Source organism: Microbacterium sp. EYE_78, from assembly GCF_023149035.1.
Taxonomy (GTDB): Bacteria; Actinomycetota; Actinomycetes; order Actinomycetales; family Microbacteriaceae; genus Microbacterium.
The window spans coordinates 1,279,774-1,306,306 of record NZ_JAHXMY010000002.1; the positions used below are offsets into that span (position 1 = coordinate 1,279,774).

At 68.8% G+C, this 26,533-nt stretch carries 24 protein-coding genes; 8 read left to right on the forward strand and 16 right to left on the reverse strand.

Features of this window, described 5'->3' with window-relative positions:
* Positions 1–9 precede the first annotated feature (9 nt).
* The 3 genes from KZX17_RS13370 to sufB are packed head-to-tail and all read right to left on the reverse strand — an operon-like array spanning position 10 to position 2,953.
* Positions 10–339, reverse strand: coding sequence for a non-heme iron oxygenase ferredoxin subunit (locus tag KZX17_RS13370; RefSeq protein ID WP_248174503.1), 330 nt, complete (start codon positions 337–339; stop codon positions 10–12).
* The gene (gene sufD, locus KZX17_RS13375) at positions 336–1,535 is read right to left on the reverse strand and encodes a Fe-S cluster assembly protein SufD (protein WP_248174505.1); all 1,200 of its coding nucleotides are present in this window, start codon (positions 1,533–1,535) and stop codon (positions 336–338) included. The genes KZX17_RS13370 and sufD overlap by 4 nt, the downstream gene beginning before the upstream one ends.
* The gene (gene sufB, locus KZX17_RS13380; protein WP_248174507.1) at positions 1,535–2,953 is read right to left on the reverse strand and encodes a Fe-S cluster assembly protein SufB; all 1,419 of its coding nucleotides are present in this window, start codon (positions 2,951–2,953) and stop codon (positions 1,535–1,537) included. Before sufB ends, sufD begins: the two co-directional genes overlap by 1 nt.
* A gap of 221 nt (positions 2,954–3,174) precedes the next feature.
* Here sufB and KZX17_RS13385 point away from each other — a divergent pair, with 221 nt between their 5' ends.
* Both KZX17_RS13385 and KZX17_RS13390 read left to right on the forward strand, forming a co-directional pair.
* Entirely contained in the window at positions 3,175–4,128 is a 954-nt protein-coding gene (locus KZX17_RS13385) for a heme A synthase (RefSeq protein WP_248174509.1), read from the forward strand.
* Between the two features lie 85 nt (positions 4,129–4,213).
* On the forward strand, positions 4,214–4,621 hold the full coding sequence (locus KZX17_RS13390) for a dinucleotide-utilizing enzyme (RefSeq protein ID WP_248174511.1): 408 nt from the start codon (positions 4,214–4,216) through the stop codon (positions 4,619–4,621).
* Positions 4,622–4,646: 25 nt separating this feature from the next.
* Here the strand turns inward: KZX17_RS13390 and KZX17_RS13395 are convergent, their stop codons facing one another.
* Positions 4,647–5,573 carry a heme o synthase gene (locus KZX17_RS13395; protein WP_248174513.1) on the reverse strand — a complete coding sequence of 309 codons (927 nt, stop codon included), beginning with the start codon at positions 5,571–5,573 and terminating at the stop codon, positions 4,647–4,649.
* A gap of 221 nt (positions 5,574–5,794) precedes the next feature.
* Between KZX17_RS13395 and tkt the strand changes: the two genes are divergently transcribed.
* From tkt to pgl, 5 genes are read left to right on the forward strand one after another with little or no spacing between them, the layout of a single operon-like run.
* Positions 5,795–7,876 (forward strand): transketolase, encoded by a 2,082-nt coding sequence (gene tkt / locus KZX17_RS13400; protein WP_248174514.1) that lies wholly within the window; start codon positions 5,795–5,797, stop codon positions 7,874–7,876.
* Positions 7,873–8,985, forward strand: coding sequence for a transaldolase (gene tal / locus KZX17_RS13405; protein ID WP_248174515.1), 1,113 nt, complete (start codon positions 7,873–7,875; stop codon positions 8,983–8,985). Before tkt ends, tal begins: the two co-directional genes overlap by 4 nt.
* Positions 8,986–8,987: 2 nt before the next feature.
* Positions 8,988–10,535: a glucose-6-phosphate dehydrogenase gene (gene zwf, locus KZX17_RS13410; RefSeq protein ID WP_248174516.1), complete on the forward strand. Its 1,548-nt coding sequence runs from the start codon at positions 8,988–8,990 to the stop codon at positions 10,533–10,535.
* Entirely contained in the window at positions 10,532–11,464 is a 933-nt protein-coding gene (locus KZX17_RS13415) for a glucose-6-phosphate dehydrogenase assembly protein OpcA (protein WP_248174517.1), read from the forward strand. Before zwf ends, KZX17_RS13415 begins: the two co-directional genes overlap by 4 nt.
* A 7-nt stretch (positions 11,465–11,471) precedes the next feature.
* Entirely contained in the window at positions 11,472–12,251 is a 780-nt protein-coding gene (gene pgl, locus KZX17_RS13420) for a 6-phosphogluconolactonase (protein WP_248174518.1), read from the forward strand.
* 36 nt (positions 12,252–12,287) lie between these two features.
* Here the strand turns inward: pgl and KZX17_RS13425 are convergent, their stop codons facing one another.
* The 11 genes from KZX17_RS13425 to KZX17_RS13475 form a co-directional block, all read right to left on the reverse strand.
* Complete coding sequence (locus KZX17_RS13425) at positions 12,288–12,644, reverse strand: RNA polymerase-binding protein RbpA (RefSeq protein ID WP_248174519.1); 357 nt, start codon at positions 12,642–12,644, stop codon at positions 12,288–12,290.
* Positions 12,644–12,892, reverse strand: a complete 249-nt coding sequence (gene secG / locus KZX17_RS13430; protein ID WP_064002293.1) for a preprotein translocase subunit SecG — start codon at positions 12,890–12,892, stop codon at positions 12,644–12,646. The genes KZX17_RS13425 and secG overlap by 1 nt, the downstream gene beginning before the upstream one ends.
* A gap of 96 nt (positions 12,893–12,988) precedes the next feature.
* Complete coding sequence (tpiA, locus tag KZX17_RS13435) at positions 12,989–13,780, reverse strand: triose-phosphate isomerase (RefSeq protein ID WP_248174520.1); 792 nt, start codon at positions 13,778–13,780, stop codon at positions 12,989–12,991.
* Positions 13,768–14,985 (reverse strand): phosphoglycerate kinase, encoded by a 1,218-nt coding sequence (pgk, locus tag KZX17_RS13440; protein WP_248174522.1) that lies wholly within the window; start codon positions 14,983–14,985, stop codon positions 13,768–13,770. Before pgk ends, tpiA begins: the two co-directional genes overlap by 13 nt.
* A 2-nt stretch (positions 14,986–14,987) precedes the next feature.
* Positions 14,988–15,992, reverse strand: coding sequence for a type I glyceraldehyde-3-phosphate dehydrogenase (gene gap, locus KZX17_RS13445; RefSeq protein ID WP_248174524.1), 1,005 nt, complete (start codon positions 15,990–15,992; stop codon positions 14,988–14,990).
* Positions 15,993–16,129: 137 nt separating this feature from the next.
* Positions 16,130–16,756, reverse strand: coding sequence for a superoxide dismutase (locus tag KZX17_RS13450; protein WP_065570773.1), 627 nt, complete (start codon positions 16,754–16,756; stop codon positions 16,130–16,132).
* Positions 16,757–16,867: 111 nt separating this feature from the next.
* Entirely contained in the window at positions 16,868–17,845 is a 978-nt protein-coding gene (gene whiA, locus KZX17_RS13455) for a DNA-binding protein WhiA (protein ID WP_248174526.1), read from the reverse strand.
* Positions 17,846–17,885: 40 nt separating this feature from the next.
* Entirely contained in the window at positions 17,886–18,761 is an 876-nt protein-coding gene (gene rapZ, locus KZX17_RS13460) for an RNase adapter RapZ (protein ID WP_308194622.1), read from the reverse strand.
* A gap of 32 nt (positions 18,762–18,793) precedes the next feature.
* On the reverse strand, positions 18,794–20,713 hold the full coding sequence (uvrC, locus tag KZX17_RS13465; protein ID WP_248174527.1) for an excinuclease ABC subunit UvrC: 1,920 nt from the start codon (positions 20,711–20,713) through the stop codon (positions 18,794–18,796).
* A 1-nt stretch (position 20,714) separates the two neighbouring features.
* The gene (gene uvrA, locus KZX17_RS13470) at positions 20,715–23,600 is read right to left on the reverse strand and encodes an excinuclease ABC subunit UvrA (RefSeq protein ID WP_248174528.1); all 2,886 of its coding nucleotides are present in this window, start codon (positions 23,598–23,600) and stop codon (positions 20,715–20,717) included.
* Between the two features lie 54 nt (positions 23,601–23,654).
* Entirely contained in the window at positions 23,655–24,095 is a 441-nt protein-coding gene (locus KZX17_RS13475; protein ID WP_248174529.1) for a MarR family winged helix-turn-helix transcriptional regulator, read from the reverse strand.
* A gap of 41 nt (positions 24,096–24,136) precedes the next feature.
* Here KZX17_RS13475 and KZX17_RS13480 point away from each other — a divergent pair, with 41 nt between their 5' ends.
* Positions 24,137–24,382: a hypothetical protein gene (locus tag KZX17_RS13480; RefSeq protein ID WP_248174530.1), complete on the forward strand. Its 246-nt coding sequence runs from the start codon at positions 24,137–24,139 to the stop codon at positions 24,380–24,382.
* A 43-nt stretch (positions 24,383–24,425) separates the two neighbouring features.
* Here the strand turns inward: KZX17_RS13480 and uvrB are convergent, their stop codons facing one another.
* Positions 24,426–26,507 carry an excinuclease ABC subunit UvrB gene (uvrB, locus tag KZX17_RS13485; protein WP_248174531.1) on the reverse strand — a complete coding sequence of 694 codons (2,082 nt, stop codon included), beginning with the start codon at positions 26,505–26,507 and terminating at the stop codon, positions 24,426–24,428.
* Positions 26,508–26,533 lie beyond the last annotated feature (26 nt).

Genomic DNA, 26,533 nt, shown 5'->3' on the forward strand with positions numbered 1-26,533 from the left:
CTACTTCCTTCAGTTCACTTCTTTGGTCACGGCGGGATCGATGAGGATGTCGTCCCCGTCGATCGTGACCTCGTAGACGGGCACCGGCTCGTAGGCCGGAAGATTGAGGGGGCGACCGGTGCGCAGCGAGAACGCCGAGCCGTGCGCCCAGCATTCGAGGGACTCGCCCTCGACGAAACCGTCGGCGAGCGAGATGTCGCCGTGCGTGCACGTGTCGCCGATCGCGTGCACCTCACCCTGGCCGTCCAGGACGACCGCGATGGCGACCCCGCCGACCTCGACGCGCACGGCGGTGTCCTGCGTCAGCTCGCTGAGTTGCAGCACCTTTTCTGCGCTCATGCGGAGGCCTCCCCCGCCAGCTCGGCCTCGATGGCGGCCGTGAACTCCTCCTCCAGCGAGGGGATCCCCATCTTCTGGACGATCTCGATGAGGAAGCCGAGGACGACGAGTCGCCGTGCCTCTTCCTCGTCGATGCCGCGCGCCTGCAGGTAGAAGAGCTGCTCGTCGTCGAAACGACCCGTCGCGCTCGCGTGACCCGCCCCCACGATGTCGCCGGTCTCGATCTCGAGGTTCGGGATCGAGTCGGCGCGCGCACCGTCGGTGAGCACGAGATTCCGGTTGGCTTCGTAGGAGTCGGTGCCGACGGCATCCGGTCCGATGAGGACGTCGCCGATCCAGACGCTGCGCGCGCTCTCGCCCTGCAGCGCGCCCTTGTAGAGGACGTCACCCGTGGTGTGGGCGCCCTTGTGGTGCAGGTACACCTGCGACTCGAGGTGCTGCCCCGAGTCGGCGAACGAGAGGCCGTAGAGCTTGCCCTGCGCGCCGGCGCCTGCGAGCTCGACGGACGGGTTCACCCGGACGACCCCGCCACCGAGGGTGGCGACGATGTGGGTGAGGGATGCGTCGCGGTCGACGCGGGCCTGGTGCGAAGCGAGGTGCACGGCGTCGTCGTCCCAGCGCTGGACGGAGACCACGGTGAGCGATGCGCCGTCGCGGACGATGATCTCGACGTTCTGCGCCTGCTGGGCACTGCCCTCGTGCCGCAGGATGACGGTGCCGCGGGAATGCGGCTGCGCCTCGATGACGACGTGCGCGTGCGCCACGCCGCCCCGACCGGTGAGCGTCACCGTCACGGGCTCGTCGAGCTCCGTGTCGGCCGGGATCGAGATGAGCGGCGCCTCGGGCTCCTGGGCCCACGCGATGGCGCTGACGACGTCCTCGGGGCGGAACACCTCGCCGCGGGGCGCTTCGTCCTTCTGCAGGCGGCGGTGCTCGACGGCATCCGGTCCGGTCACCTCGACGCCGATGACGTCGTGCGGTGCGGGTTCGTCGACCAGCAGCGCCTTCAGCCGGTCGAGGGGTGTGTGCTTCCAGTTGACCTCGCGACCGGTGGGTGCGCCGAAGTCGGCGGGGTCGTATGACCAGGGGCGCTCGGAGCGCGTCTGCACCGGCACGACGGCGGTCCCGGTCAGTTCGGCCGCAGGGTCGATGTGGCCCTTCGCAGCGGATGCGGGGGCCTGAGTCGCTGTCGTCATCAGCCGACGGATCCTTCCATGCCCATCTCGATGAGCTTGTTCAGCTCGAGGGCGTACTCCATGGGCAGTTCGCGCGCGATCGGCTCGATGAAGCCGCGCACGATCATCGCCATCGCCTCGTCCTCGGGCATGCCGCGGCTCATGAGGTAGAACAGCTGCTCCTCGCTGACCTTCGAGACCGTGGCCTCGTGGCCGAGCTGGACGTCGTCGACGCGGATGTCGATCGCCGGGTAGGTGTCCGACCGCGAAATGGTGTCGACCAGCAGGGCGTCGCAGCGCACGGTGTTGGCGGAGTGGTGCGCGTTCGCGTCCACCCGGACCTCGCCGCGGTATCCCGCCCGGCCGCCGCCGCGGGCGATCGACTTCGAGACGATCGAGGACTGCGTGTACGGCGCCATGTGGATCATCTTCGCGCCGGCGTCCTGGTGCTGGCCGGGACCTGCGAAGGCGACCGACAGGGTCTCGCCCTTCGCGTGCTCGCCCATCAGGTAGATCGACGGGTACTTCATCGTGACCTTCGAGCCGATGTTGCCGTCGACCCACTCCATGGTCGCGCCCTCGTGGGCGACGGCGCGCTTGGTGACGAGGTTGTAGACGTTGTTCGACCAGTTCTGGATCGTCGTGTACCGCACGCGGGCGTTCTTCTTCACGATGATCTCGACGACCGCCGAGTGCAGCGAGTCGCTCTTGTAGATCGGGGCGGTGCAGCCCTCGATGTAGTGGACGTAGCTGTCCTCGTCGGCGATGATGAGCGTCCGCTCGAACTGACCCATGTTCTCGGTGTTGATGCGGAAGTAGGCCTGCAGCGGGATCTCGACGTGGACGCCCTTCGGGACGTAGACGAACGACCCGCCCGACCAGACGGCCGTGTTCAGCGCGGCGAACTTGTTGTCTCCGGCGGGGATGACGGTGCCGAAGTATTCCTCGAAGAACTCGGGGTGCTCGCGCAGGGCGGTGTCGGTGTCCATGAAGATGACGCCCTGCTCCTCCAGGTCCTCGCGGATCTGGTGATAGACGACCTCGGACTCGTACTGCGCGGCGACACCCGCGACCAGTCGCTGGCGCTCCGCCTCGGGGATGCCGAGCTTCTCGTAGGTGCTCCGAATCTCCTCCGGGAGGTCCTCCCACGTCTGCGCCTGCTTCTCGGTGGAGCGCACGAAGTATTTGATGTTGTCGAAGTCGATGTCCGACAGGTCGGCACCCCACGTGGGCATCGGCTTGCGGCCGAAGAGCTGGTAGCCCTTGAGGCGGGTTTTCAGCATCCATTCGGGCTCGCTCTTCAGGGACGAGATGCCGCGGACGACGTCCTCGTTGATCCCGCGCTGGGCGACGGCGCCGGCGGCATCCGTGTCGTGCCAGCCGAACTCGTACACCCCCAGGCCTTCGAGTTCGGGACGGTCGATGAGCACATCCGACATGACTTTTCCTCCCTACGGGCGGCAACGGTGTCATCCGTTCCGGCATTCCCGTCCCCGAGAGGAGTGCACGAGGGGGATGCCGCTGCTGGCCGCTCTGATGACGCGATACCGCGCCTAGAATCGTTGTGCGAGACGCGATGGAGATCGCACTCGCCGACTGCTCCATTCTACAGGCACGGCCATCCCCCGCGGCGTGCCGGACCCGCGCCGGGAGGCGACCCATGCTCATGACCGAGTCGATGCCGACGTCCGCGCCGGCGACGCGAGCACCCCGACTGCTGCGCGTCGTCGCCTGGCTGTCCTTCCTCGCGGAGACGCTGATCATCGCGACGGGCGGCGCGGTGCGGCTGACCGGGTCGGGACTGGGATGCCCCACCTGGCCGACGTGCACCGCCGAATCGCTCGTGAACACCCCTGAGATGGGCATCCACGGCGTGATCGAGTTCGGCAACCGGACTCTGACCGGTCTCGTCGGCATCCTGGCCCTCGCCGTGGTCGTCCTGGTGCTCTGGCTGCGACGCAGCCGACGCGACCTCCTCGCGCTCTCGCTGGTGGTCCTCGGCGGCGTCGTCGCGCAGGCGATCGTCGGCGGCATCACCGTGCTGACGGGCTTGAACCCCTTCATCGTCGGGTTCCACTACGTCGTGTCCCTGCTGCTCGTCTGCGTCTGCGCTGCCTTCCTGACCCGCATGGACGAGGCGTCCGGCCCACGGGTCCGCGCCGTCCCCGCCTGGTACGCGGTCCTCGCACACGTGACGACGCTCGCGATGGCGTTCACGATCGCGTTCGGCGTCCTCACCACGGGTGCGGGTCCGCACTCCGGTGATGCCGCCGCGGGGAGGAACGGCTTCAACGCCGAGGTGCTCGAGCACATCCACGCGTGGCCGGGGTACATCCTCTTCGCGCTGACCCTCGTGCTCGTCGTCGCCGCGTGGCGTTCGGACCTCCGCCCTCGCGCGTGGGTGAGCACTCTCCTCGCCGTCGAGCTCGTCCAAATCGCCGTCGGTCTCTACCAGGCGCGCAACGGACTGCCCGAACTCGCCGTCGGCGTCCACATGGTCCTCGCCGCGCTGGCCGCGGCGACGATGACGGTGGTCGTCCTGCGCCTGAAGCAGCCCGCCGCGGCGGACGCCGTGGCGCCTGTGGCGGTCGCCGCGCACACTGCCGCCTCATAGGATCCGCATCGACTCCGCCCGGGTCTGTCGGGAACAGTGTCCCGGGCCGTTCGGAACCGAACGGTCCCTACCCGGAGGAGATTCGATGAACACCCGACCCCGCCTGACCCGCAGCATCCCGTTCTGGCTGCTCGTGGGCGGCTCCCTCGCATCGGCCGGTGCAGGTGCCTTCCTGCTCGTGGACAAGCTCGGCGTCATGAGCGCCGCCCTCACCAGCGGCACGGCGACCGGCGTGGAGGTCTACGTCGGCCAGATCTGGGGCGTCCTCGGGGCGATCCTCGTGGGCGCCGGCGTCGTCGGCCTGCTCCTGGCGTTCGGGTTGGCGGCGCTCCGGGCGTACGCGCCCGCCGCAGTCGAGTCGCCTGCTCACGTGGACGAAGCGGCGGAGCTCGAGGCCCCATCGGAGCGCGACGCGGTCGACACCGCGTCGGACCTCGACCTCGGCGAGAGCGACCCCACCGAGCGTTCGACGCTCGAGACCGCCGCGCGCTGACACCGACCGGTCGGCCCGCTGCGCGTCAGAAGGGCAGCAGCGGGTCGATCGCGATCGCGACGAACAGCAGGGTCAGGTAGGTGATCGACGCGTGGAAGACGCGCATCGGCTTGACCTGCTCGCCGCGGACCGCGCGGGCGTAGAGCACGTGCGACTCGAACACGAACCATCCGCCGAAGACGAGTGCCGAGACGGTGTAGACGAGGCCCATCTCGCCCACCGGGATGAGCAGGAGCGAACTGGCGACGGTCGCCCACGCGTAGAGGATGACCTGCAGCCCGACCTGCACCCCGTTGCGGGTCGCGCCCAGCATGGGGACGTCGACCTCCTCGTAGTCCCCCTTGTACTTCATGGACAGCGGCCAGTAGTGCGGCGGCGTCCACAGGAAGACGAGCAGGAAGAGGATGAAGGGGGTCCAGGTGAGCGATCCGGTGACCGCCGACCATCCGATGATGACGGGGAAGCATCCGGCGATCCCGCCCCACACGATGTTCTGCTCGGTGCGGCGCTTGAGCAGCATCGTGTAGATGACGACATAGAAGAAGATGGCGCCGGCACTCAACGCGGCCGCCACCCAGTTCGTGAAGACCCAGAGCCAGATGGTCGACAGGACGGCGAGCGTCCACGAGAACGTCAGCGCGCCGCGGGGCGTGACCTCGCCCGTGACCAGCGGGCGGTTCTTCGTGCGCTTCATGTGCGCATCGATGTCGCGGTCCAGGTACATGTTGAAGGATGCCGCGGAGCCGGCGCTCATGGCGCCTCCGACGACGGTCGCGAGGATCAGCCAGAGATCGGGCAATCCGTCCGCCGCCAGGAACATCACCGGAATCGTGGTGACCAGCAGCAGCTCGAGGACGCGAGGCTTCGTCAGCTGGACGTAGGCGCGGACGGTGCGGCCGAGAGACTGTCGAGCGGGCGCGGATACGCGCGCGCCGGTGTCCGTGATTGCCATCGCCCCTGCCGCTGTAGATCGTCTCTACGAGTCTACGCCATCGTGCGGACCCGGCTTCCTGCGGGCGCCGGTGCGACTTCGCTCACAGCGCACCGTCACACAACGTCGAGCGGCCCGTGCAGGGGGTGCCGGATGGATATGCTGAAAATCCCGACGCGGGACGGACCCCTCTATCTCCTACAGCGGTCGTCCGCGCCGATTCCCCGACGAAAGGCGACCAGGTGTCTGAGCTGGCATGGGACGAGATCGATCGGCGAGCGGTGGACACCGCGCGCGTGCTGGCGGCGGACGCCGTGGAGAAGGTGGGCAACGGGCACCCCGGCACGGCGATGAGCCTGGCTCCCGCGGCGTACCTCCTGTACCAGCGTGTCCTGCGCCACGATCCGGCCGACACCCACTGGCTGGGCCGCGACCGCTTCATCCTCTCGGCGGGACACTCCTCCCTCACGCAGTACGTCCAGCTGTACCTGGGCGGATTCGGTCTCGAACTCGATGACCTCAAGGCCCTTCGCACCTGGGGCTCGCTGACGCCGGGCCACCCCGAGTACGGCCACACCAAGGGTGTCGAGATCACCACCGGCCCGCTGGGCCAGGGCCTCGCGTCGGCAGTCGGCTTCGCCTACGCCGCACGGTATGAGCGGGGCCTGTTCGACCCCGAGGCGGAAGCGGGCACGTCGCCCTTCGACCACCACGTGTTCGTCATCGCCGGCGACGGCGACCTGCAGGAGGGCGTGACCGCCGAGGCGGGTTCGCTTGCGGGCCACCAGCAGCTCGGCAACCTCATCGCGATCTACGACTCGAACCAGATCTCGATCGAGGACGACACGAACGTCGCCTTCACCGAGGACGTGCAGCAGCGCTACGAGGCGTACGGCTGGCAGGTGCAGACGGTCGACTGGAAGCAGACCGGCGAGTACGTCGAGGACGTCGCTGCCCTGCACGCGGCCATCGAGGCCGCGAAGGCCGAGACCTCGAAGCCGTCCCTCATCGTCTTGAAGACGATCATCGGCTGGCCCGCCCCGGGCAAGCAGAACACCGGCAAGATCCACGGGTCCGCGCTCGGCGCCGACGAGCTCGCCGCCACGAAGAAGGTCCTCGGGTTCGACCCCGAGCAGAGCTTCGTCGTCGCCGACGACGTGATCGCGCACACCCGGTCCCTCGCCGAGCGCGCCGCGACCGAGCGCGCCGCGTGGCAGGAGACCTTCGACGCGTGGGCCACCGCGAACCCGGACCGCAAGGCCCTCCTCGACCGACTCGAGGCCGCCACGCTCCCCGAGGGCATCGATGACGCGCTGCCGACGTTCGAGGCCGGCAAGGATGTCTCCACCCGGGCGGCATCCGGCGTCGTCCTCAACGCCCTCGCCGCCGAGCTCCCCGAGCTCTGGGGCGGATCCGCCGATCTGGCCGAGTCGAACCTGACGACGATCAAGGATGCCAAGAGCTTCATCCCCGCGGAGTGGTCGACGCACGAGTGGTCGGGCGACCCCTACGGCCGGGTGCTGCACTTCGGCATCCGTGAGCACGCGATGGGCGCGATCGTCAACGGCATCAAGCTGCACGGCCCGACGCGGCCGTTCGGCGGCACGTTCCTGATCTTCAGCGACTACATGCGGCCCGCCGTCCGCCTCGCAGCCCTGATGAACATCCCCTCGGTGTTCGTCTGGACGCACGACTCCGTCGCCCTCGGCGAGGACGGCCCGACGCACCAGCCGATCGAGCAGCTCGCCACGCTGCGGCTCATCCCCAATTTCACCGTGGTGCGGCCCGCCGACGCGAACGAGACCGCGGCGGCGTGGCTCGAGATCCTCCGTCGTCAGGACGGTCCCACCGGCATCGCGCTGACCCGTCAGAACATCGCGGTCTTCCCGCGGGGTGAGAACGGCTACGCCACCACCGAGGGAGTCGCCAAGGGCGCCTACGTCCTGCTGGACGCGCCCGAGGGCACGCCCGACGTCGTCCTCATCGCCACCGGCTCCGAGGTCCAGCTTGCCGTCGCCGCCCGCGAGACGCTGGCGGCCGAGGGCATCGGCGCGCGCGTCGTGTCGGCACCCAGCCTCGAGTGGTTCGCGGAGCAGGATGCCGCGTACCGCGAGTCCGTCATCCCCGCCGGCCTGAAGGCCCGGGTCTCGGTCGAGGCGGGTGCCACCGGACTGTGGCGCGGCATCGTCGGCGACACCGGCCGCACGGTCGGCATCGACCACTTCGGCGCATCGGCCGACTACAAGACCCTGTTCCAGAAGTTCGGCGTCACCGCCGAGGCGGTCGTCGAGGCGGCCCGCGCAACCGTTGAGGAGAACGCATGAGCACCCCCACCGAAGACCTGTCCGCAGCCGGCGTCAGCATCTGGCTCGACGACCTCTCCCGTGCGCGCATCGACAGCGGCAACCTCGCACAGCTGATCGAGACGCGCGACGTTGTCGGCGTCACGACGAACCCGTCGATCTTCCAGGCCGCCATCGGCAACAAGGAGGACGACTCCTACGACGCGCCGCTGCAGAAGCTCGCAGCCGAGGGCGCCGACGTCGACACCGCGATCTTCGAGATCACCACCACCGACGTCCGCGATGCGGCCGACATCTTCCGTCCGGTCTTCGACCGCACGGGCGGCGTCGACGGCCGGGTGTCGATCGAGGTCTCCCCCGACCTCGCGCACGACACCGACGCGACGGTCGCGCAGGCGAAGGAGCTGTGGGCCAAGGTCGACCGTCCGAACACCCTCATCAAGATCCCCGCGACCCTCGCGGGGCTCCCGGCCATCACGGCGGTCCTCGCTGAGGGCATCTCGGTGAACGTGACGCTGATCTTCAGCCTGGAGCGCTACGCGGCGGTCATCGAGGCCTACCTCGAGGGCATCCGCCAGGCCAAGGCGAACGGACACGACATCGCCGCGATCCACTCGGTCGCCTCGTTCTTCGTGTCGCGCGTCGACACCGAGGTCGACAAGCGCCTCGAAGCGATCGGGACGGACGCCGCGAGCTCCCTGAAGGGCAAGGCGGGTGTCGCGAACGCCCGCCTTGCGTACGAGCTGTTCGAGAAGGCCTTCGCCGCCCCCGGTGCCGCCGAGCTGATCGAGGCCGGCGCCACCGTGCAGCGACCGCTCTGGGCCTCCACCGGCGTCAAGGACCCGGCGCTCCCCGACACGCTCTACGTCACGGAGCTTGTCGCACCGGGCACGGTCAACACCATGCCTGAGAAGACGCTCGAGGCCACGTTCGACCACGGCGCGGTGACCGGTGACACGGTGACCGGTTCGTACGACGACGCGCACCGCGTCTTCGACGAGCTGGCCGAGGCCGGCGTCGACCTCGTCGATGTCACCCAGGTCCTCGAGGACGAGGGTGTCGAGAAGTTCATCGTCTCCTGGCACGACCTCCAGGGAACGGTGCGCACGGCGCTCGAGTCCGCGCACTGACGATGGCCGCGGAGATCTCACGCGGACACAATCCGCTGCGCGACCCCGACGATCGTCGCCTCAACCGCATCGCGGGTCCGAGCGCACTCGTCATCTTCGGCGTCACAGGAGACCTGTCGCGGAAGAAGCTGATGCCGGCGGTGTACGACCTCGCCAACCGCGGACTCCTGCCGCCCGGATTCGCGCTCGTCGGGTTCGCCCGTCGCGACTGGGAGGACCAGGACTTCGCGCAGGTCGTCTACGAGGCCGTGCGTCAGCACGCGCGCACGCCCTTCCGCGAGGAGACCTGGAAGCAGCTGCTGCAGGGCATCCGTTTCGTCCAGGGCGAGTTCGACGACGCGGCATCCTTCGCCCGTCTTCGGGAGACGGTCGAGCGACTCGACTCCGATCGCGGGACGATGGGCAACCACGCCTACTACCTGTCGATACCGCCGAAGGACTTCCCGATCGTCGCGCGTCAGCTGCGCGACTCGGGGCTGGTGGACGACACGGCCGACAGCGACAACTGGCGCCGGGTGGTCATCGAGAAGCCGTTCGGCAGCGACCTGCAGACCGCGCGTGAGCTGAACGAGGCGCTCGAGGTCGCCTTCCCGGCCGATGCGATCTTCCGGATCGACCACTACCTCGGCAAGGAGACGGTCCAGAACATCCTGGCGCTGCGCTTCGCGAACGAGCTGTACGAGCCGCTGTGGAACGCCAACTACGTCGACCACGTGCAGATCACGATGGCGGAGGACATCGGCGTCGGCGGACGCGCGGGGTACTACGACGGAATCGGCGCCGCCCGCGACGTGATCCAGAACCACCTCCTCCAGCTCCTCGCCCTCACGGCGATGGAGGAGCCGATCTCGCTGGACGCGGAGCACCTGCGTGCCGAGAAGGAGAAGGTCCTCGCCGCCGTCAAGCTGCCCGACGACCTGTCGACCGCGACCGCCCGCGGGCAGTACGCCGGTGGATGGCAGGGCGGTGAGCACGTGACCGGCTTCCTCGACGAGGACGGGATGAACCCCGAGTCGACGACCGAGACCTACGCCGCCATCAAGCTGGAGATCGCGACCCGACGCTGGAACGGAGTCCCCTTCTACCTGCGCACCGGCAAGCGCCTCGGGCGCCGCGTCACGGAGATCGCCGTGGTCTTCAAGCACACGCCGCCGCTGCTCTTCCTGCGCAGCCAGGCGCTCCAGCTCGGGCAGAACGCGCTCGTCATCCGCATCCAGCCCGATGAGGGCGTGACCCTCCGCTTCGGCTCGAAGGTGCCGGGTGCCGGCAACGAAGTGCGCGACGTGACGATGGACTTCGGCTACGGGCACGCGTTCACCGAGTCGAGCCCGGAGGCGTACGAGCGGCTCATCCTCGATGTGCTCCTCGGCGACCCGCCGCTGTTCCCACGCCACGAAGAGGTCGAGCTCTCCTGGCGGATCCTTGACCCCGTCGAGCAGTACTGGGCGGAGCAGGACGAACCGCTCGAACAGTACTCCCCCGGTTCCTGGGGACCCCCGTCCGCCGATGAACTCCTGGCCCGTGACGGCCGCGTCTGGAGGCGCCCGTGATCGTCGATCTTCCTGACACCACGGTGTCGACCATCGCGAAGAAGCTCGTGAGCGTTCGCGAAGAGGGTGGCGCCGTCGCCCTCGGACGAGTCCTGACCCTCGTCATCGTCTCGACCGGCGGGTTCGACGAGGAGGCCATCGAGGCCGCCAACGCGGCCTCTCGCGAACACCCCATGCGGGTCATCGTCCTCGTGGTCGAGCCGGACGGCCCGACCGGACTCGACGCACAGATCCGTGTCGGCGGCGACGCGGGCGCGAGTGAGGTCGTCGTGCTGCGCGCACGCGGCGAGGCCGCCGGCAACCAGGAGAGCCTCGTCAACGGGCTCCTCCTGCCCGACGCCCCGGTCGTGGCCTGGTGGCCGGACGACCCGCCCGCAGACCCCGCGCAGTCGCCCATCGGGCGGATGGCGCAGCGACGGATCACGGATGCCTCGACGAAGCCGGTGGCGCACGACCGTCTCTCGCAGCTCGGCTCGGTCTACGCGCCCGGCGACACGGATCTCGCGTGGACCCGCCTCACGCATTGGCGGGAGCAGCTCGCGGCCGTCCTGGATCAGCCACCTTTCGAAGAGGTCGCGGCCGTCCGCGTCGTCGGCGCCGGCAGCTCCCCCTCGACGGGACTGCTCGCTGCGTGGCTGCGGATGAAGCTGGACGTCGCCGTGGACTGGCACTACGCCTCGGCCGAGGAGTGGGCGCACGGCATCCGCTCCGTCACGCTGTCCCGCCCGTCCGGCGACATCGTCCTCGAACGGTCCAACGAGACGGATGCGACCCTGACGCAGCCCGGTCAGCCCACGCACGACATCGTCCTGCCGAGGCGTTCGCTGCGTGAGTGCCTCGCGGAGGAGCTGCGCCGACTGGATCCCGACCTCTTGTATGGTCGAGTCATCACCGAAGGGTGGGAGCTCCTCGACCCTCCCACGAGGTAGGAGTCGCATGTCGGAGTTCCGCGCGGAGAAGCGCGTCGTCGTCAGTCCCGATGCCGAGAAGCTCGCAGAGGGCGTCGCCCGACGGCTCTTCCAGCGGATCTCCCGGCGGACGGCCTCCGGGAAGACGACGCACATCCTCCTCTCGGGTGGAAGCGCCAGCGCGGCGGTGCTGCGCGCGGCGGGTGCGAGTGCCGCCCGGGAGGGCATCGACTGGTCGCTCGTCCACTTCTGGTGGGGCGATGAGCGCTTCGTCCCCGCCGCCGACCCCGAGCGGAACCAGGCGGCGGCGACGGAGGCGTTCCTGTCACGGATCGACGTGCCGGAGGCCAACATCCATCCGATCGCGGCATCCGACGCGGGACTCGACCATGACGGCGCCGCGCGCGCGTACGCCGAGGAGCTCGCCCGCTTCGCCGGCAACGCTCACGCGTGGCCCGTCTTCACGGTGGCGTTCCTCGGCGTCGGTCCCGACGGGCACATCGCCTCGCTCTTCCCCGATCGCAGCGAGATCGCCGACACAGAGCACGCCGTCCTCCCGGTGCGGGATTCCCCGGTCCCCCCGGAGGACCGGATCACCCTCACCCGCCCCGTCATCAACTCGTCGCGGCGGGTCTGGCTGGTGCTGCCCGGCGTCGACAAGGCATCCGCGCTCGGTCTCGCCCTCGCGGGCGCAAGCTACCACTCGGTCCCGGCCGCGGGCGCGAAGGGTCGGAAGCAGACCGTCTTCTTCGTCGACCAGGCGGCAGCAGAAGGCGTGCCGGAAGAACTGATCGACCCCGAGTTCTGATCGAACCCGGGGTCGTATCGGCGTCTGCGAGGCCGGTCAGTCCTGACCGCGCCGCTCGCGCAGCTGCTTGAGCGCGTCATCGAGGATCGACTCCGCCTCGTCGTCCGAACGGCGCTCCTTCACGTACGCGAGGTGCGTCTTGTAGGGCTCTGTCTTGGCGACTGCGGGCGGGTTCGCCTTGTCGCGACCGGCGGGCAGCCCGGAGTGCGGAGAGTCGATCGTCTCGGGGATCTCCTCCTCGGCGATGCCCGCCGCGAAGTAGCGGACGGTCTCGTTGCCGAGCGCGTCCCAGTACGAGACCGCGACGCGATCCGCGTGGTGGCCGTGGTCCTGCTCCCCCATCGGTCCCGCGCCGACGCGGGTGCCGCGGATGGCGTTGCCCCCGGTCGCCATCAGATGCTCTGGAACTTCGTGATCAGGCCGAGCGCGACGATTGCGACGAACCAGACGAGTGCGAGGACGACCGTGAAGCGGTTGAGGTTCCGCTCGGCGAGGCCCGAGGACCCCATCGCCGAGCTCATGCCGCCGCCGAACATGTCGGAGAGGCCGCCACCGCGGCCTTTGTGCAGAAGGATCAGGAGCGTGAGCAGGAGGCTGGTGAGTCCCAGCAGCACCTGCAGCACAAGCTGGAGGATGTCCACAGTCGTTGAAAGCCTTTCGGGTCGCCGAGTCGCTCAGCGCTCGCACGAGTATACCGGCTGTGCGGTGCGGCGCCCGGAGGCGCCGCACCGCACAGGTCACACGCCGACGTGCTTCTGGTAGCGGATGATCGCGGCGAACTCGTCGGCGAGCAGGCTCGCTCCACCGACCAGGGCGCCGTCGACATCGGGCTCGCGCATGAAGCTCGCGATGTTGCCGGACTTGACCGATCCGCCGTAGAGGATGCGGGTGCGGTCCGCCGCGGCATCCCCCAGGCTCTCGGCGACGACGGCGCGCAGGGCGGCGCACACGTCCTGCGCCTGCTCCGGGGATGCGACCTGGCCGGTGCCGATGGCCCACACGGGCTCGTAGGCGACGACCACATCCGCGTCCGCTGAGACGCCCTCGAGCGCCGCGCGGAGCTGCGCGACCGAGACGGCCGTGGGGCCGGACTCCTCGCGCTGCTCCAGCGTCTCGCCCACGCAGATGACGGGGATCAGACCGTGCTTCAGCGCGGCCTGGACCTTCGCCGCGACAACCGCGTCCGACTCGGCATGGTATTCACGACGCTCGGAGTGCCCGATGATCACGTAGTCGACGTCGAGCTTCTTGAGGAACGCGCCGGAAACCTCACCGGTGTAGGCGCCCGAGTCCTTCGTCGACAGGTCCTGCGCCCCGAGTGCGAACGGGATCTTGTCGGCGTCGATGAGCGTCTGCACCGTGCGGATGTCGGTGAACGGCGGGAACACCGCGACCTCGACCGAGTCGGTCTCGTGCGCGGCATCCTTCAGCGTCCAGTGCAGCTTCTGGACGAACGCGACCGCCTGCAGGTGGTCGAGGTTCATCTTCCAGTTGCCGGCGATGAGGGGCTTGCGGGTCACGCTTCCCATCCGAGGATCTCCAATCCGGGCAGCTTCTTACCCTCGAGGAACTCGAGGCTGGCTCCACCACCGGTGGAGATGTGACCGAACTGGTCGTCGTCGAACCCGAGCTGCCGCACCGCGGCCGCCGAGTCGCCACCGCCGACGACGGACAGACCGTCGACCTCGGTGAGCGCCTGCGCGACCGTCTTCGTCCCGGCGGCGAAGGCGTCCATCTCGAACACGCCCATGGGGCCGTTCCAGAACACCGTCTTCGCACCGCGGATCGCATCGGCGAACAATTCCGCCGTCCTCGGACCGATGTCGAGGCCCATGCCGTCGGCACCGAAGTCGGTGTCCTCGAGCGCGTCGGCGGATGCCACGACGTGGTCTGCGTCCGCGGCGAAGCCGGACGCCATCACGGCGTCGACGGGGAGGATGAGCTCCACGCCGCGCTCGCCCGCCGTCTCCATGTAGCCACGGACGGTGTCGAGCTGATCGAGTTCGAGCAGGCTCTTGCCGACCTTGTGGCCCTGGGCCGCGAGGAAGGTGAAGAGCATGCCGCCGCCGACGAGGATCTTGTCCACGCGGGGCAGGAGGTGCTCGATGACGCCGAGCTTGTCGCTGACCTTCGACCCGCCGAGGACGACGGCGTAGGGGCGCTCGGGACGCTCGGTGAGGCGGTCGAGGACGTCGACCTCCTTCTCGATGAGCAGACCCGCAGCCGACGGCAGCAGCTCGGCGAGGTCGTAGACCGACGCCTGCTTGCGGTGCACGACACCGAATCCGTCGGAGACGAGCGCGTCGCCGTGCGCGGCGAGCTGCTCGGCGAAGGCGCGACGGGTGGCGTCGTCCTTCGCCGTCTCGCCCGCGTTGAACCGCAGGTTCTCGAGCACGGCGACCTGGCCGTCCTCGAGCGCCGCGACGGTGTCACGAGCGGAGTCGCCGACCGTGTCCGTCGCGAAGGCGACGTCCTGGCCGAGCAGCTCGGACAGCCGGGTCGCGACGGGCGCGAGGCTGTACTTCGCGTCCGGCGCGCCGTCGGGGCGGCCGAGGTGGGACACCGCGATGACGCGCGCCCCCTGCTCGACCAACGCGCGAAGCGTGGGGATGGCCGCACGCACGCGGCCATCGTCCGTGATGACGCCGTCCTTCAGGGGGACGTTGAAGTCGACACGGACGATGACGCGCTTGCCTGCGAGCGAACCCAGCGAATCGAGGGTGCGCAGAGCCATCGTCAGAGCTTGCTGGCGACGAGCTCGGTGAGGTCCACGAGGCGGTTCGAGTAGCCCCACTCGTTGTCGTACCAGCCGACGACCTTGACCTGGTTGCCGATGACGCGCGTGAGACCGGCGTCGAAGATGCACGAGTGGTCGTCGGTGACGATGTCGCTGGAGACGATCTCGTCCTCGGTGTACTTGAGGATGCCCTTGAGGGGACCCTCGGCGGCAGCCTTGTACGCGGCCTTGATCTCGTCGACGGTGACCTCGCGGTCGAGCTCGACCGTCAGGTCGGTGGCGGAGCCGGTGGGCACCGGGACACGGAGCGCGAAGCCGTCGAGCTTGCCCTTGAGCTCGGGGAGCACCAGGCCGATGGCCTTGGCGGCACCGGTCGAGGTCGGGACGATGTTGAGCGCGGCCGCGCGAGCGCGACGCAGGTCGCTGTGGGGGCCGTCCTGGAGGTTCTGGTCGGCGGTGTAAGCGTGGACCGTCGTCATCAGGCCCTTGACGATGCCGAACTCGTCGTTGAGGACCTTCGCCAGGGGCGCGAGGCAGTTCGTCGTGCAGGAGGCGTTCGAGATGATGTGGTGGTTCGCCGGGTCGTAGGTCTCCTCGTTCGCACCGATGACGAACGTGCCGTCCTCGCCCGAAGCGGGAGCGGAGATGAGGACCTTCTTGGCGCCACCGGCGATGTGCTTGCCGGCATCCTCCGCCTTGGTGAACCGGCCGGTCGACTCGATGACGATGTCGACGCCGAGCTCGCCCCAGGGCAGGTTCGCGGGGTCGCGCTCCTCGAAGACCTTGATGGTCTTGTCGCCCACGGTGATCGAGTCACCGGTGTACGAGACCTCGGCGTCGAGGCGCCCGAGGATCGAGTCGTACTTGAGGAGGTGCGCGAGGGTCTTGTTGTCGGTGAGGTCGTTCACCGCCACGATGTCGAGGTCCGCGCCCTGCGCGAGTGCCGCGCGGAGGTAGTTGCGTCCGATGCGGCCGAAGCCGTTGATGCCGATCTTGACAGACACGATGTCTCCCGTTTCTCGTCGCACGGAACCCCCGGGTGGGGCCCGCGTGCGATGTGCTGGAAATGGAAGAGGATGCCGGGACTCGGCTCCCGTCGCCGGGAGGAGCCCGGCATCCTCACCTGTCTATGACCCTACTACTAGAGCAGGCCGGCCGTCTTCTCGCGTGCCGCGTCGAGACGCTGTGCGACGTTCTGCCAGTTCGCGATGTTCCACGCCGCCTTCACGTAGTCCGCCTTGACGTTGAGGTAGTCGAGGTAGAAGGCGTGCTCCCACATGTCGAGCTGGAAGATCGGGACGGTGCCCTGCGCCGTGTTCGACTGCTGGTCGAACAGCTGCTGGATGATCAGCTGCTGACCGATCGGGTCCCAGCTGAGGACGGCCCAGCCCGAGCCCTGGATGCCGGTGGCAGCCGCGGTGAAGTGGGCCTGGAACTTGTCGAACCCGCCGAAGAACTCGTCGATCGCCGCGCGGAGCTCACCCTCGGGCTCGCCGCCGCCGCCCTGCGAGGCGGGAGCGAGGTTGGTCCAGAAGATCGAGTGGTTGACGTGCCCGCCCAGGTTGAAGGCGAGGTCCTTCTCGAGCTTGTTCACGTTCGCGAGGTTGCCGGTCTCCCGCGCCTCGGCGAGCTGCTCGAGAGCGGTGTTCGCTCCCGTGACGTACGCCTGGTGGTGCTTCGAGTGGTGAAGCTCCATGATCTTGCCGCTGATGCTCGGCTCGAGCGCGGAGTAGTCGTACGGGAGCTCAGGCAGCGTGTACTTCGCCATGTCCTCTTCCTTCTGTCGGTGCCGCGCCGGAGCGCGGCCGGTCGGATTCATCCTATTGAGGGCCAACCCACCCGACACCCGGTTGCTTCCCGAGAAGCGCCGATGTACCCGTCAGTCCTCGAGACCGGCGGGAACGGCCGAGTCCGTGTCGGGCACGCCGTCCTGCGCGGCCTTCTTGTCGGCCATGGCGAGCAGGCGCCGGATGCGGCCGGCCACGGCATCCTTCGTCAGCGGCGGATCGGCGTGGTGGCCCAGCTCGTCGAGGCTCGCGTCACGGTGCGCGAGGCGGAGGTCGCCGGCCTGCTTGAGGTGGTCGGGCACGGTGTCGCCGAGGATCTCGAGGGCACGCTCGACCCGCGCGCAGGCGGCCACGGCTGCCTGCGCCGACCGCCGCAGGTTGGCGTCGTCGAAGTTCACGAGGCGGTTGACGCCGGCGCGGACTTCGCGGCGCTGGCGCATCTCCTCCCAGGCGGCCGCCGTCTTCTGCGCTCCCATCATCTGCAGGGCGGCGCGGATCGCCTCACCGTCGCGGACGACGACCCGCGGGATGCCCCGGACCTCGCGCGCCTTGGCGGCGATTCCGAGACGGTGCGCTGCCCCGACGAGCGCCATCGCGGCCTCGCCAGACGGGCACGACACCTCGAGCGCGGCGGAGCGGCCGGGGTCGGACAGGGTGCCGGTCGCGAGGAAGGCACCCCGCCAGACGGCGGCGAGGTCGGGGCGGGCGCCGGTGGTGAGCTTGTTCGGCAGCCCGCGGACGGGACGCCGACGGCTGTCGAGGAGCCCCGTCTGACGGGCGAGGGTCTCGCCCCCTTCGATGACGCGGACGGCGACGAGGTTGCCGGTGCGACCGGCGGACGACTGCACGTGTGCGAGTTCGGGGCGGACGCCGTAGATCTCGACGAGGTCGCGCGCGACACGGCGTGCGAGGAGATCGGTCTCGAGCTCGGCCTCGACGGCGACCCGTCCGGCGATCGAGTGGAGGCCGCCCGAGAAGCGGAGGATCGTCGTGAGCTCGGCGACTCGCGCCGTCGGTCGGGGGTCGCGGACCGAGGTGAGCTCCGTCTTCACATCAGCAGTCAGAGGCACGTCGATCCTTCGGGTGGGCTGGCGGGGACGAAGGATCAGCTTACTCGCGACCCAGGTCCCGATGCGTGACGCGGACCGCGACCCCGTGCTCGTCCGACAGCCGTTCCGCGAGCTCGCGGACGGTCACGACCGAGCGGTGCTTGCCTCCCGTGCATCCCACCGCGATGACGGAGTGACGCTTGTTCTCGCGCTGATAGCCCTGCAGGACGGGATGGAGCGCCTGCGCGTAGGCATCGATGAACTCGGTCGCCCCCTCCTGGCGGAGCACGAAGTCCCGGACGGTGTCGTCCTCCCCCGTCAGCGCGCGCAGGGCGGGCTCCCAATACGGGTTCGGGAGGAACCGCATGTCGGCGACGAGGTCGACGTCCGGCGGCAGCCCGTACTTGAAGCCGAAGCTCATGACCGTGACGGTGTGCCGCGCGTCGCCGTCGCTGCTGAACAGGTCGACGATGCGGTTCGCGAGCTGGTGGATGTTGAGGCTGCTCGTGTCGACGATGACGTCGGCCGCTTCGCGGATCGCGGCGAGACGGTCGCGCTCCCGCCGGATGCCGTCGAGGATCGTCCCCTCCCCCTGCAGCGGGTGGGGGCGGCGCACCGCCTCGAACCGGCGCACGAGGACGTCGTCCGCGGCATCCAGGAACAGGATGCGGAGGTGCCGCCCGTCGCGCAGCGCGCGGGTCACGGCGGGCAGCTCGCTGAACAGCTGGCGGCCCCGGACGTCGACGACGGCGGCGACCTTGGGGAGCGCCTCAGCGGCCAGCGCGGTCAGCTCCAGCAGGTGCGACAGCATCTGGGGCGGCAGGTTGTCGACGACGTACCAGTCGAGGTCCTCGAGGGCGTTCGCGGCCGTGGTGCGCCCCGCCCCGGACATGCCGGTGACGATCAGGACCTCGCCCGACGCCTGGCCGTCCGTCACGATGCCCACCTCTCCCCGTCTCGGCGTCCAGCCTATCCGTCGGACGAGTCCGACTCCGTACCGGTGGCGAGGTGCGCGTGCACGCTCGCGGCCAGGCGCGGGCCGATGCCGGGCAGCTCCTGGATCTGCTCCGGCGTCGCCTGCTTGAGCGCCGAGACCGATCCGAAGTGCCGGAGCAGCGCCCGGATGCGGGAACTGCCGAGACCCGGGACCTCGGAGAGGACCGTCGAGATGTCCCGTTTGCGCTTCTTCCGCTGGTGCGTGATGGCGAACCGGTGGGCCTCGTCGCGGAGCCGCTGCAGCAGGTACAGCGCCTCGGAGGATCGCGGCAGGATGACGGGGAAGTCGTCGCCGGGGAGCCACACCTCCTCGAGCCTCTTCGCGATGCCGCAGAGGGCGATCTCCTCGTGCCCCGCGTCGCGCAGCGCTCGCGCGGCCGCCTCGACCTGCGGCTTGCCGCCGTCGACGAGGAGCAGCTGCGGGCGGTAGGCGAAGCGCGGCCGCTTGCGTGAGGTCTCCACCTCTCCCTCGGCCAGGGGGTCCACCGCCTCCTCGGCCGCCTCGTCGCGATCGATGTGGGCGAGACGCCGGGTCAGCACCTGGTACATCGAGTCGGTGTCGTCGGTCGTCTCGGTCACGGAGAACGAGCGGTACTGATCCTTGCGCGGCAGCCCGTCCTCGAAGACCACCATCGACGCGACGACGTTCGTTCCGCCCAGGTGGGACACGTCGTAGCACTCGATGCGCAGCGGCGCTTCGGTGAGGCCGAGTGCCTCCTGAAGGTCGGTGAGCGCTTTCGTCCGCGCGGTGTAGTCGCTCGTGCGCCGGGTCTTGTGGAGCATGAGCGCCTGCTGGGCGTTCAGCGTCGCCGTGCGGAGGAGGTCCGCCTTCTGGCCCCGCTGGGCGACCTGCAGGCTGACCCGCTTGCCGCGGCGTGCGTGCAGCCACTCCTCCAGCTCGGCGGAGTCCTCGGGGAGGGAGGGGACGAGGACCTGCCGGGGGATGTCGTCGGGAAGGGCGGATCCATAGGCACGCTGCAGGATCTGGTCGATCAGCTCCGGCCCCGAGATGTCGAGTTCCTTGTCGATCGTGGTCGCCCGGACGCCCCGCACGCGGCCGCCGCGAACGATGAAGTGCTGCACGGCCGCCGACAGCTCGTCCTCAGCGACACCGAAGAGGTCGGCATCGGTGTCCTCGGTGAGCACGAGCGCACTGCGGTTCAACACGGCATCGAGCGCCTGCAGCTTGTCGCGGTAGCCTGCGGCGGACTCGTAGTCCATCGCGGCCGCGGCTTCGCGCATCCGCGCCTCGAGACGCTTGATGAAGCGTTTGTCGCTGCCCGACATGAACGCGACGAAGTCGTCGACGATCGCGCGATGCTCCTCGATCGTGACCTTCATCGAGCATGGACCGCCGCAGCGTCCGATCTGCCCCGGGAAGCACGGCCGCCCGGAGGTCATCGCCTTCTTGTAGGACGAGTCGCTGCACGTCCGGATCGGGAAGACCTTGATCAGCTGATCGATCGTGTCGTGGACGGCCCAGACCTTCGGGTACGGCCCGAAGTATTTGGCGCCCTTGATGCGGCGGTTCCGGGTGACGATGACGCGCGGTGCCTCGTCGCCGAGGGTCACCGCCATATACGGGTAGGACTTGTCGTCCTTGTACCGGACGTTGAACGGCGGCGAGTACTCCTGGATCCAGGTGTACTCGAGCTGCAGCGAATCGATGTCGGTCTTCACGACCGTCCACTCCACCTTGGCCGCGGTCGTCACCATTCGCCGCGTGCGCTCGTGCAGGGTGTGCAGCGGCGCGAAGTAGTTCGACAGCCGCGCGCGCAGGTTCTTCGCCTTACCCACGTAGAGGATGCGGCCGTCCGAGTCGAGGAAGCGGTACACCCCCGGGTTCGTGGGGATCTCGCCCGGTTTTGGGCGGTAGGAGAGGGTGGATGCCACGTCAGCCCGCCTTGCGCGCCGGAGCCACTTCCAGGATCTCGGCGAGGAACTGGCCGGTGTGGCTCTCGGCGACGGTGGCGATCTGCTCCGGTGTGCCCGTCGCGACGACCGTGCCGCCGCCTGAGCCGCCTTCGGGGCCGAGGTCGATCACCCAGTCCGACGACTTGATGACGTCGAGGTTGTGCTCGATCACGAGAACGGAGTTGCCCTTGTCCACCAAGCTGTTCAGGACGTCGAGCAGGCGCTGCACGTCTTCGAAGTGGAGACCGGTGGTCGGCTCGTCGAGGACGTAGATGGTGCGACCGTTCGAGCGGCGCTGGAGCTCGGTGGCGAGCTTCACGCGCTGCGCCTCTCCTCCGGACAGCGTGGTCGCCGACTGCCCGAGGCGGACGTATCCCAGCCCGACGTCGACGAGGGTGCGCAGATAGCGGTGGATCGCCTGGATCGGCTCGAAGAACTCGGCCGCCTCGGAGATCGGCATGTTGAGCACCTCGGCGATGTTCTTGCCCTTGTAGTGCACGGCGAGGGTGTCGCGGTTGTACCGCTGACCGTGGCAGACCTCGCAGTCGACGTAGACGTCGGGCAGGAAGTTCATCTCGATCTTGATGGTGCCGTCACCCGAGCACGCCTCGCACCGGCCGCCCTTCACATTGAAGCTGAACCGGCCGGGCTGGTAGCCGCGCGCCTTGGCCTCGGTCGTCTCGGCGAACAGCGAACGGATGCGGTCGAAGACACCGGTGTAGGTCGCCGGGTTGGAGCGGGGCGTCCGTCCGATCGGCGCCTGGTCGACGTGGACCACCTTGTCGAGGTGTTCGAGTCCGGTGACGCGGGTGTGCTTGCCCGCGACGCGACGCGCGCCGTTCAGGCGCGTGGCGAGGACCTCGTAGAGGATGCCGTTCACGAGCGACGACTTGCCCGACCCGCTCACGCCGGTCACCGAGGTGAGGACGCCGAGCGGGAAATCCACCGTCACGTTCTGCAGGTTGTTCGCGCGCGCACCGACGACTCGGAGCTGGCGCCCCTTGTCGATCTTGCGACGCTTCTTCGGTCGCGTGATCTCGCGACGGCCGCTCAGGTACGCGCCGGTGATGGACTGCTCGTCTGTCAGCAGCGCGTCGACCGGCCCGGAGTGGACGACGTTGCCGCCTTCGACTCCGGCGCGCGGACCGATGTCGACGACCCAGTCCGATGCGTGGATGGTCTCCTCGTCGTGCTCGACGACGACCAGGGTGTTGCCGAGGTTCTTCAGACGCACGAGCGTCTCGATCAGTCGCCGGTTGTCACGCTGGTGCAGACCGATCGACGGCTCGTCCAGGACGTACAGGACGCCGGTGAGCCCCGACCCGATCTGCGTCGCGAGGCGGATGCGCTGCGCTTCGCCGCCCGACAGCGATCCCGCGGAGCGACTGAGGCTCAGATAGTTCAGGCCGACCTGGATGAGGAAGTCGAGGCGGGCGCGGATCTCACGCAGCACGGCAGCCGCGATCGTCGCCTCACGGTCGGTCAGCGAGAGCTTCGCGAAGTATTCCTGGGCTTCGCCCAGGCTGAGACGCGAGGCATCCGCGATGGAATGTCCGTGCACGAGCACCGACAGGACCTCGGGCTTGAGGCGGTCGCCGTTGCAGACCGGGCAGGGGACCTCGCGCAGGAACTCCGACCAGCGCTGTCGCTGGGTGTCGCTCTCCGCCTGCGTGAACTGTCGCTCGATGTACGGGATGACGCCCTCGAAGCCCGAGGCGTAGCGCATCTCCCGCCCGTAGCGGTTTTTCCACTTGACCGTGACTTTGTAGTTCTCGCCGCTGAGGACCGCATCCTGCACGTCCTGCGGCAGCCTCTTCCAGGGGGTGTTCAGCGAGAAGCCCAGGTCGTCGGCGAGCCCGACGAGCAGCCGCTCGTAGTACTGGAACAGTCCTTTGCCCTGGGTCGTCCACGGGATGATCACGCCTTCCGCGATCGAGAGCTCCTCGTCGCCGAGCAGCAGCTCGGTGTCGACCGACATGCGCGTGCCGAGGCCCGAGCACGCCGGACACGCACCGAAGGGGGCGTTGAACGAGAACGTGCGCGGCTCGATCTCGGTGAGCTGCAGCGCGTGGCCGTTCGGGCAGGCGAGCTTTTCGCTGTAGCTCTGCCAGGCTGCGTCGCCCTCCTCGTCCACGAAGTTGACCTGCAGGATGCCGCCCGCGAGCCCCAGGGCGGTCTCGACCGAATCGGTCACGCGGCTCAGGATGTCGGGGCCGGCGACCAGCCGGTCGACGACGACGGCGATGTCGTGCTTGTAGCTCTTCTTCAGCACCGGCGGTTCAGCCAGCTGCGCGACCTCCCCGTCGACGATGGCGCGCGCGTACCCCTTGGCTGAGAGCTCCTTGAAGAGGTCGACGAACTCGCCCTTCTTCTGCGAGACGACGGGCGCGACGATCTGATAGCGCGTCCGCTCCGGCAGCTCCATGAGCTGATCGGCGATCTGCTGCACGGTTTGACGCTGGATGCGCTCGCCGCACTCCGGGCAATGGGGCACCCCGATGCGGGCCCACAGGAGGCGCATGTAGTCGTTGATCTCGGTGATCGTTCCGACGGTCGAGCGGGGGTTGCGGTTGGTCGACTTCTGGTCGATCGACACGGCCGGGCTGAGCCCCTCGATGAAGTCGACGTCGGGTCGGTCGACCTGGCCGAGGAACTGGCGGGCGTAGGAGCTGAGCGACTCGATGTACCGGCGCTGCCCTTCGGCGAAGATCGTGTCGAAGGCGAGGCTCGATTTGCCGGACCCGGAAAGGCCGGTGAAGACGACGAGCGCATCGCGCGGGATCTCGAGGTCGACGTTCTTCAGGTTGTGGACGCGGGCGCCACGGACACTGAGCTTGGACGCGGAGGGAACGGGGACGATGGGCACCGGACAATCCTAGGTCGGGCCACCGACATGGGCTCCGGCCTTCGCTCCGGGCGATCAGTCGACAGGCGGACGGGTGCCCGCGAACGGCTGCAGACCGTCGCGGAGCCGTTCCACCGCAGCGACGTCCAGCCCCACACGCGCCATCACCTGACCCGGCACATCGAGGGCTCTCGCGCGGAGCGCGGTCCCCTCCTCCGTGAGCGCGATGTCGAGGACGCGCTCGTCGGATGAGCGTCGACGACGGGTGACGAGCCCCTGCGCCTCGAGCCGCTTGATGGTCGGCGAGAGCGAGGGCGCCTCCACGGCGAGGGCGGTGGCCAGCTCGCGCAGCGATTGCGGCGCCCGCTCCCAGAGCGCGAGCATGACGAGGTACTGGGGATGCGTGAGACCCAGCGGTTCGAGCACGGGACGGTAGATCGACACGACGTTGCGCGCCGCCGTCACGATCGCGAAGCAGAGCTGGTTCTCGAGCTTCAGGACATCGTCGGCGTTCATCAGAAAGTCCTCACTACACGAAGAGTTAGTACACTAAGCATATGGCCGACGAGCACGCGCAACCCGACGAGCGCCCTTCACTGCGGGCGAGGGTCCGCGCCGCCGGCGGGTGGTACGCATATTGGAACAGCCGCCTCATCCGCTACGCCGGCCCGGCGTCGGTGGGACCCTACGACACCGAGCCCGAGCCGATCCGCACCGAGCGCGCCTGTCCGCTGTGCGGACACCCCATGTCCGAGCACACGTTCGATCGTTCCGGCGAGCGACCGCTCATGCACTGCCCCTGACCGGCGCACGCCCCGCGGGCGGCCGGGCGGAGCGACGCTGCGCTCAGGCGTGCCCGGCCTTCTCCATCGCCCGCAGCTCCTTCTTGAGGTCCTGCACCTCGTCCCGGAGACGCCCCGCCAGCTCGAACTTCAATTCGTCGGCCGCGGCGAGCATCTGACGAGTCAGGTCCTCGATCGTCGCCTCGAGCTGGTTCGCCCCCTCGGCCGCGATGCCTTCACGTCGCAGCTGCGGCGTCGGACTCTTGCCCTTGCCGGACTTCGTCTTGCCCTTGCCGCGGCTGTCCATCATGTCCCGCGTGTCGGTCGCCTCTCGGGCGAGCGCGTCGGTGATGTCGGCGATCTTCTTGCGCAGCGGCTGCGGATCGATGCCGTTCTCGAGGTTGTACGCGATCTGCTTCTCACGTCGACGCTCGGTCTCCTCGATCGCCGCGGCCATCGAGTCCGTGATCTTGTCGGCGTACATGTGCACCTGGCCGGACACGTTGCGCGCGGCACGGCCGATCGTCTGGATGAGCGAGGTCCCCGACCGCAGGAAACCCTCCTTGTCCGCATCGAGGATCGCGACCAGTGACACCTCGGGAAGGTCGAGGCCTTCGCGCAGGAGATTGATGCCGACGAGCACGTCGTAGACACCCTGGCGCAGCTCGGTCAGCAGTTCGACGCGACGGAGCGTGTCGACGTCGGAGTGCAGATAGCGCACCCGCACGCCGTGCTCCCCGAGGAAGTCGGTCAGCTCCTCAGCCATCTTCTTCGTGAGGGTCGTCACGAGGACCCGCTCGTCGCGATCGACACGCACCCTGATCTCCTCGAGGAGGTCGTCGATCTGCCCCTTCGACGGCTTCACGATGATCTCGGGATCGACGAGTCCGGTCGGACGGATGATCTGCTCGACGACGCCGTCGGCGATGCCCATCTCGTAGCGACCCGGGGTCGCCGAGAGGTAGACGGTCTGGCCGATGCGCTGCTTGAACTCGTCGAAGCGCAGCGGCCGGTTGTCCATCGCGCTCGGCAGTCGGAAGCCGTGGTCGACGAGCGTGCGCTTGCGTGAGGCATCCCCCTCGTACATCGCGCCGATCTGCGGCACGGTCACATGCGACTCGTCGATGACCAGCAGGAAGTCGTCGGGGAAGAAGTCGAGCAGGGTGTGGGGCGCCTCGCCCGGCATCCGGCCGTCAAGGTGACGCGAGTAGTTCTCGATGCCCGAGCAGAACCCGAGCTGCTGCAGCATCTCCAGATCGAAGGTCGTGCGCATGCGCAGACGCTGCGCCTCGAGCAGCTTGCCCTGCGACTCGAACTCCTTCAGCCGTTCCTCGAGCTCGTGCTCGATCGTGCCGATGGCGCGTTGAACGGTCTCGGTGCCGGCGACGTAGTGGGATGCCGGGAAGATCGGCACGCTCTCGAGCTTCTGCACGACGTCCCCCGTGAGCGGGTGCAGCATGTACAGCGCCTCGATCTCGTCGCCGAACAGCTCGATCCGCACGGCGTACTCCTCGTACACCGGGATGATCTCGATCGTGTCGCCGCGCACGCGGAAGTTGCCGCGCGAGAAGTCGACGTCGTTGCGGTTGTACTGCATCGCGATGAACTTGCGGATGAGGGCGTCGCGGTCGTACCGCTCCCCCACCTGCAGCGCGACCATCGCCCGGAGGTACTCCTCGGGCGCGCCGAGACCGTAGATGCAGGACACGGTCGACACCACCACGACGTCGCGCCGACTCAACAGGGAGTTGGTCGTGGAGTGACGGAGCCGCTCGACCTCGGCGTTGATCGACGAGTCCTTCTCGATGAAGGTGTCCGTCTGCGGGACGTAGGCCTCGGGCTGGTAGTAGTCGTAATAGCTGACGAAGTACTCGACCGCGTTGTTGGGCATGAGGTCGCGGAACTCGTTCGCGAGCTGCGCGGCCAGCGTCTTGTTGTGGGCCAGCACGAGGGTCGGTCGTTGGACCTGCTCGACGAGCCACGCCGTCGTCGCCGACTTGCCCGTTCCGGTGGCGCCGAGCAGCACGACGTCGGTCTCGCCGGCGTTGATGCGGGACGCGAGGTCCGCGATCGCGTGCGGCTGGTCGCCGCTCGGCATGTACTCGCTGATGACCTCGAACGGCCGGACGGAGCGCGTGGTCTGCATGCTTCCAGGGTAGGCGGGGCCGCCGA

Bases quoted from the DNA above. Each gene is read 5' to 3' on its own strand.
- KZX17_RS13370 (WP_248174503.1), bottom strand. From the start codon at position 339: ATGAGCGCAGAAAAGGTGCTGCAACTCAGCGAGCTGACGCAGGACACC.
- sufD (WP_248174505.1), bottom strand. From the start codon at position 1,535: ATGACGACAGCGACTCAGGCCCCCGCATCCGCTGCGAAGGGCCACATC.
- sufB (WP_248174507.1), bottom strand. From the start codon at position 2,953: ATGTCGGATGTGCTCATCGACCGTCCCGAACTCGAAGGCCTGGGGGTG.
- KZX17_RS13385 (WP_248174509.1), top strand. From the start codon at position 3,175: ATGCTCATGACCGAGTCGATGCCGACGTCCGCGCCGGCGACGCGAGCA.
- KZX17_RS13390 (WP_248174511.1), top strand. From the start codon at position 4,214: ATGAACACCCGACCCCGCCTGACCCGCAGCATCCCGTTCTGGCTGCTC.
- KZX17_RS13395 (WP_248174513.1), bottom strand. From the start codon at position 5,573: ATGGCAATCACGGACACCGGCGCGCGCGTATCCGCGCCCGCTCGACAG.
- tal (WP_248174515.1), top strand. From the start codon at position 7,873: ATGAGCACCCCCACCGAAGACCTGTCCGCAGCCGGCGTCAGCATCTGG.
- zwf (WP_248174516.1), top strand. From the start codon at position 8,988: ATGGCCGCGGAGATCTCACGCGGACACAATCCGCTGCGCGACCCCGAC.
- pgl (WP_248174518.1), top strand. From the start codon at position 11,472: ATGTCGGAGTTCCGCGCGGAGAAGCGCGTCGTCGTCAGTCCCGATGCC.
- KZX17_RS13425 (WP_248174519.1), bottom strand. From the start codon at position 12,644: ATGGCGACCGGGGGCAACGCCATCCGCGGCACCCGCGTCGGCGCGGGA.
- tpiA (WP_248174520.1), bottom strand. From the start codon at position 13,780: ATGGGAAGCGTGACCCGCAAGCCCCTCATCGCCGGCAACTGGAAGATG.
- pgk (WP_248174522.1), bottom strand. From the start codon at position 14,985: ATGGCTCTGCGCACCCTCGATTCGCTGGGTTCGCTCGCAGGCAAGCGC.
- KZX17_RS13450 (WP_065570773.1), bottom strand. From the start codon at position 16,756: ATGGCGAAGTACACGCTGCCTGAGCTCCCGTACGACTACTCCGCGCTC.
- KZX17_RS13475 (WP_248174529.1), bottom strand. From the start codon at position 24,095: ATGAACGCCGACGATGTCCTGAAGCTCGAGAACCAGCTCTGCTTCGCG.
- KZX17_RS13480 (WP_248174530.1), top strand. From the start codon at position 24,137: ATGGCCGACGAGCACGCGCAACCCGACGAGCGCCCTTCACTGCGGGCG.
- uvrB (WP_248174531.1), bottom strand. From the start codon at position 26,507: ATGCAGACCACGCGCTCCGTCCGGCCGTTCGAGGTCATCAGCGAGTAC.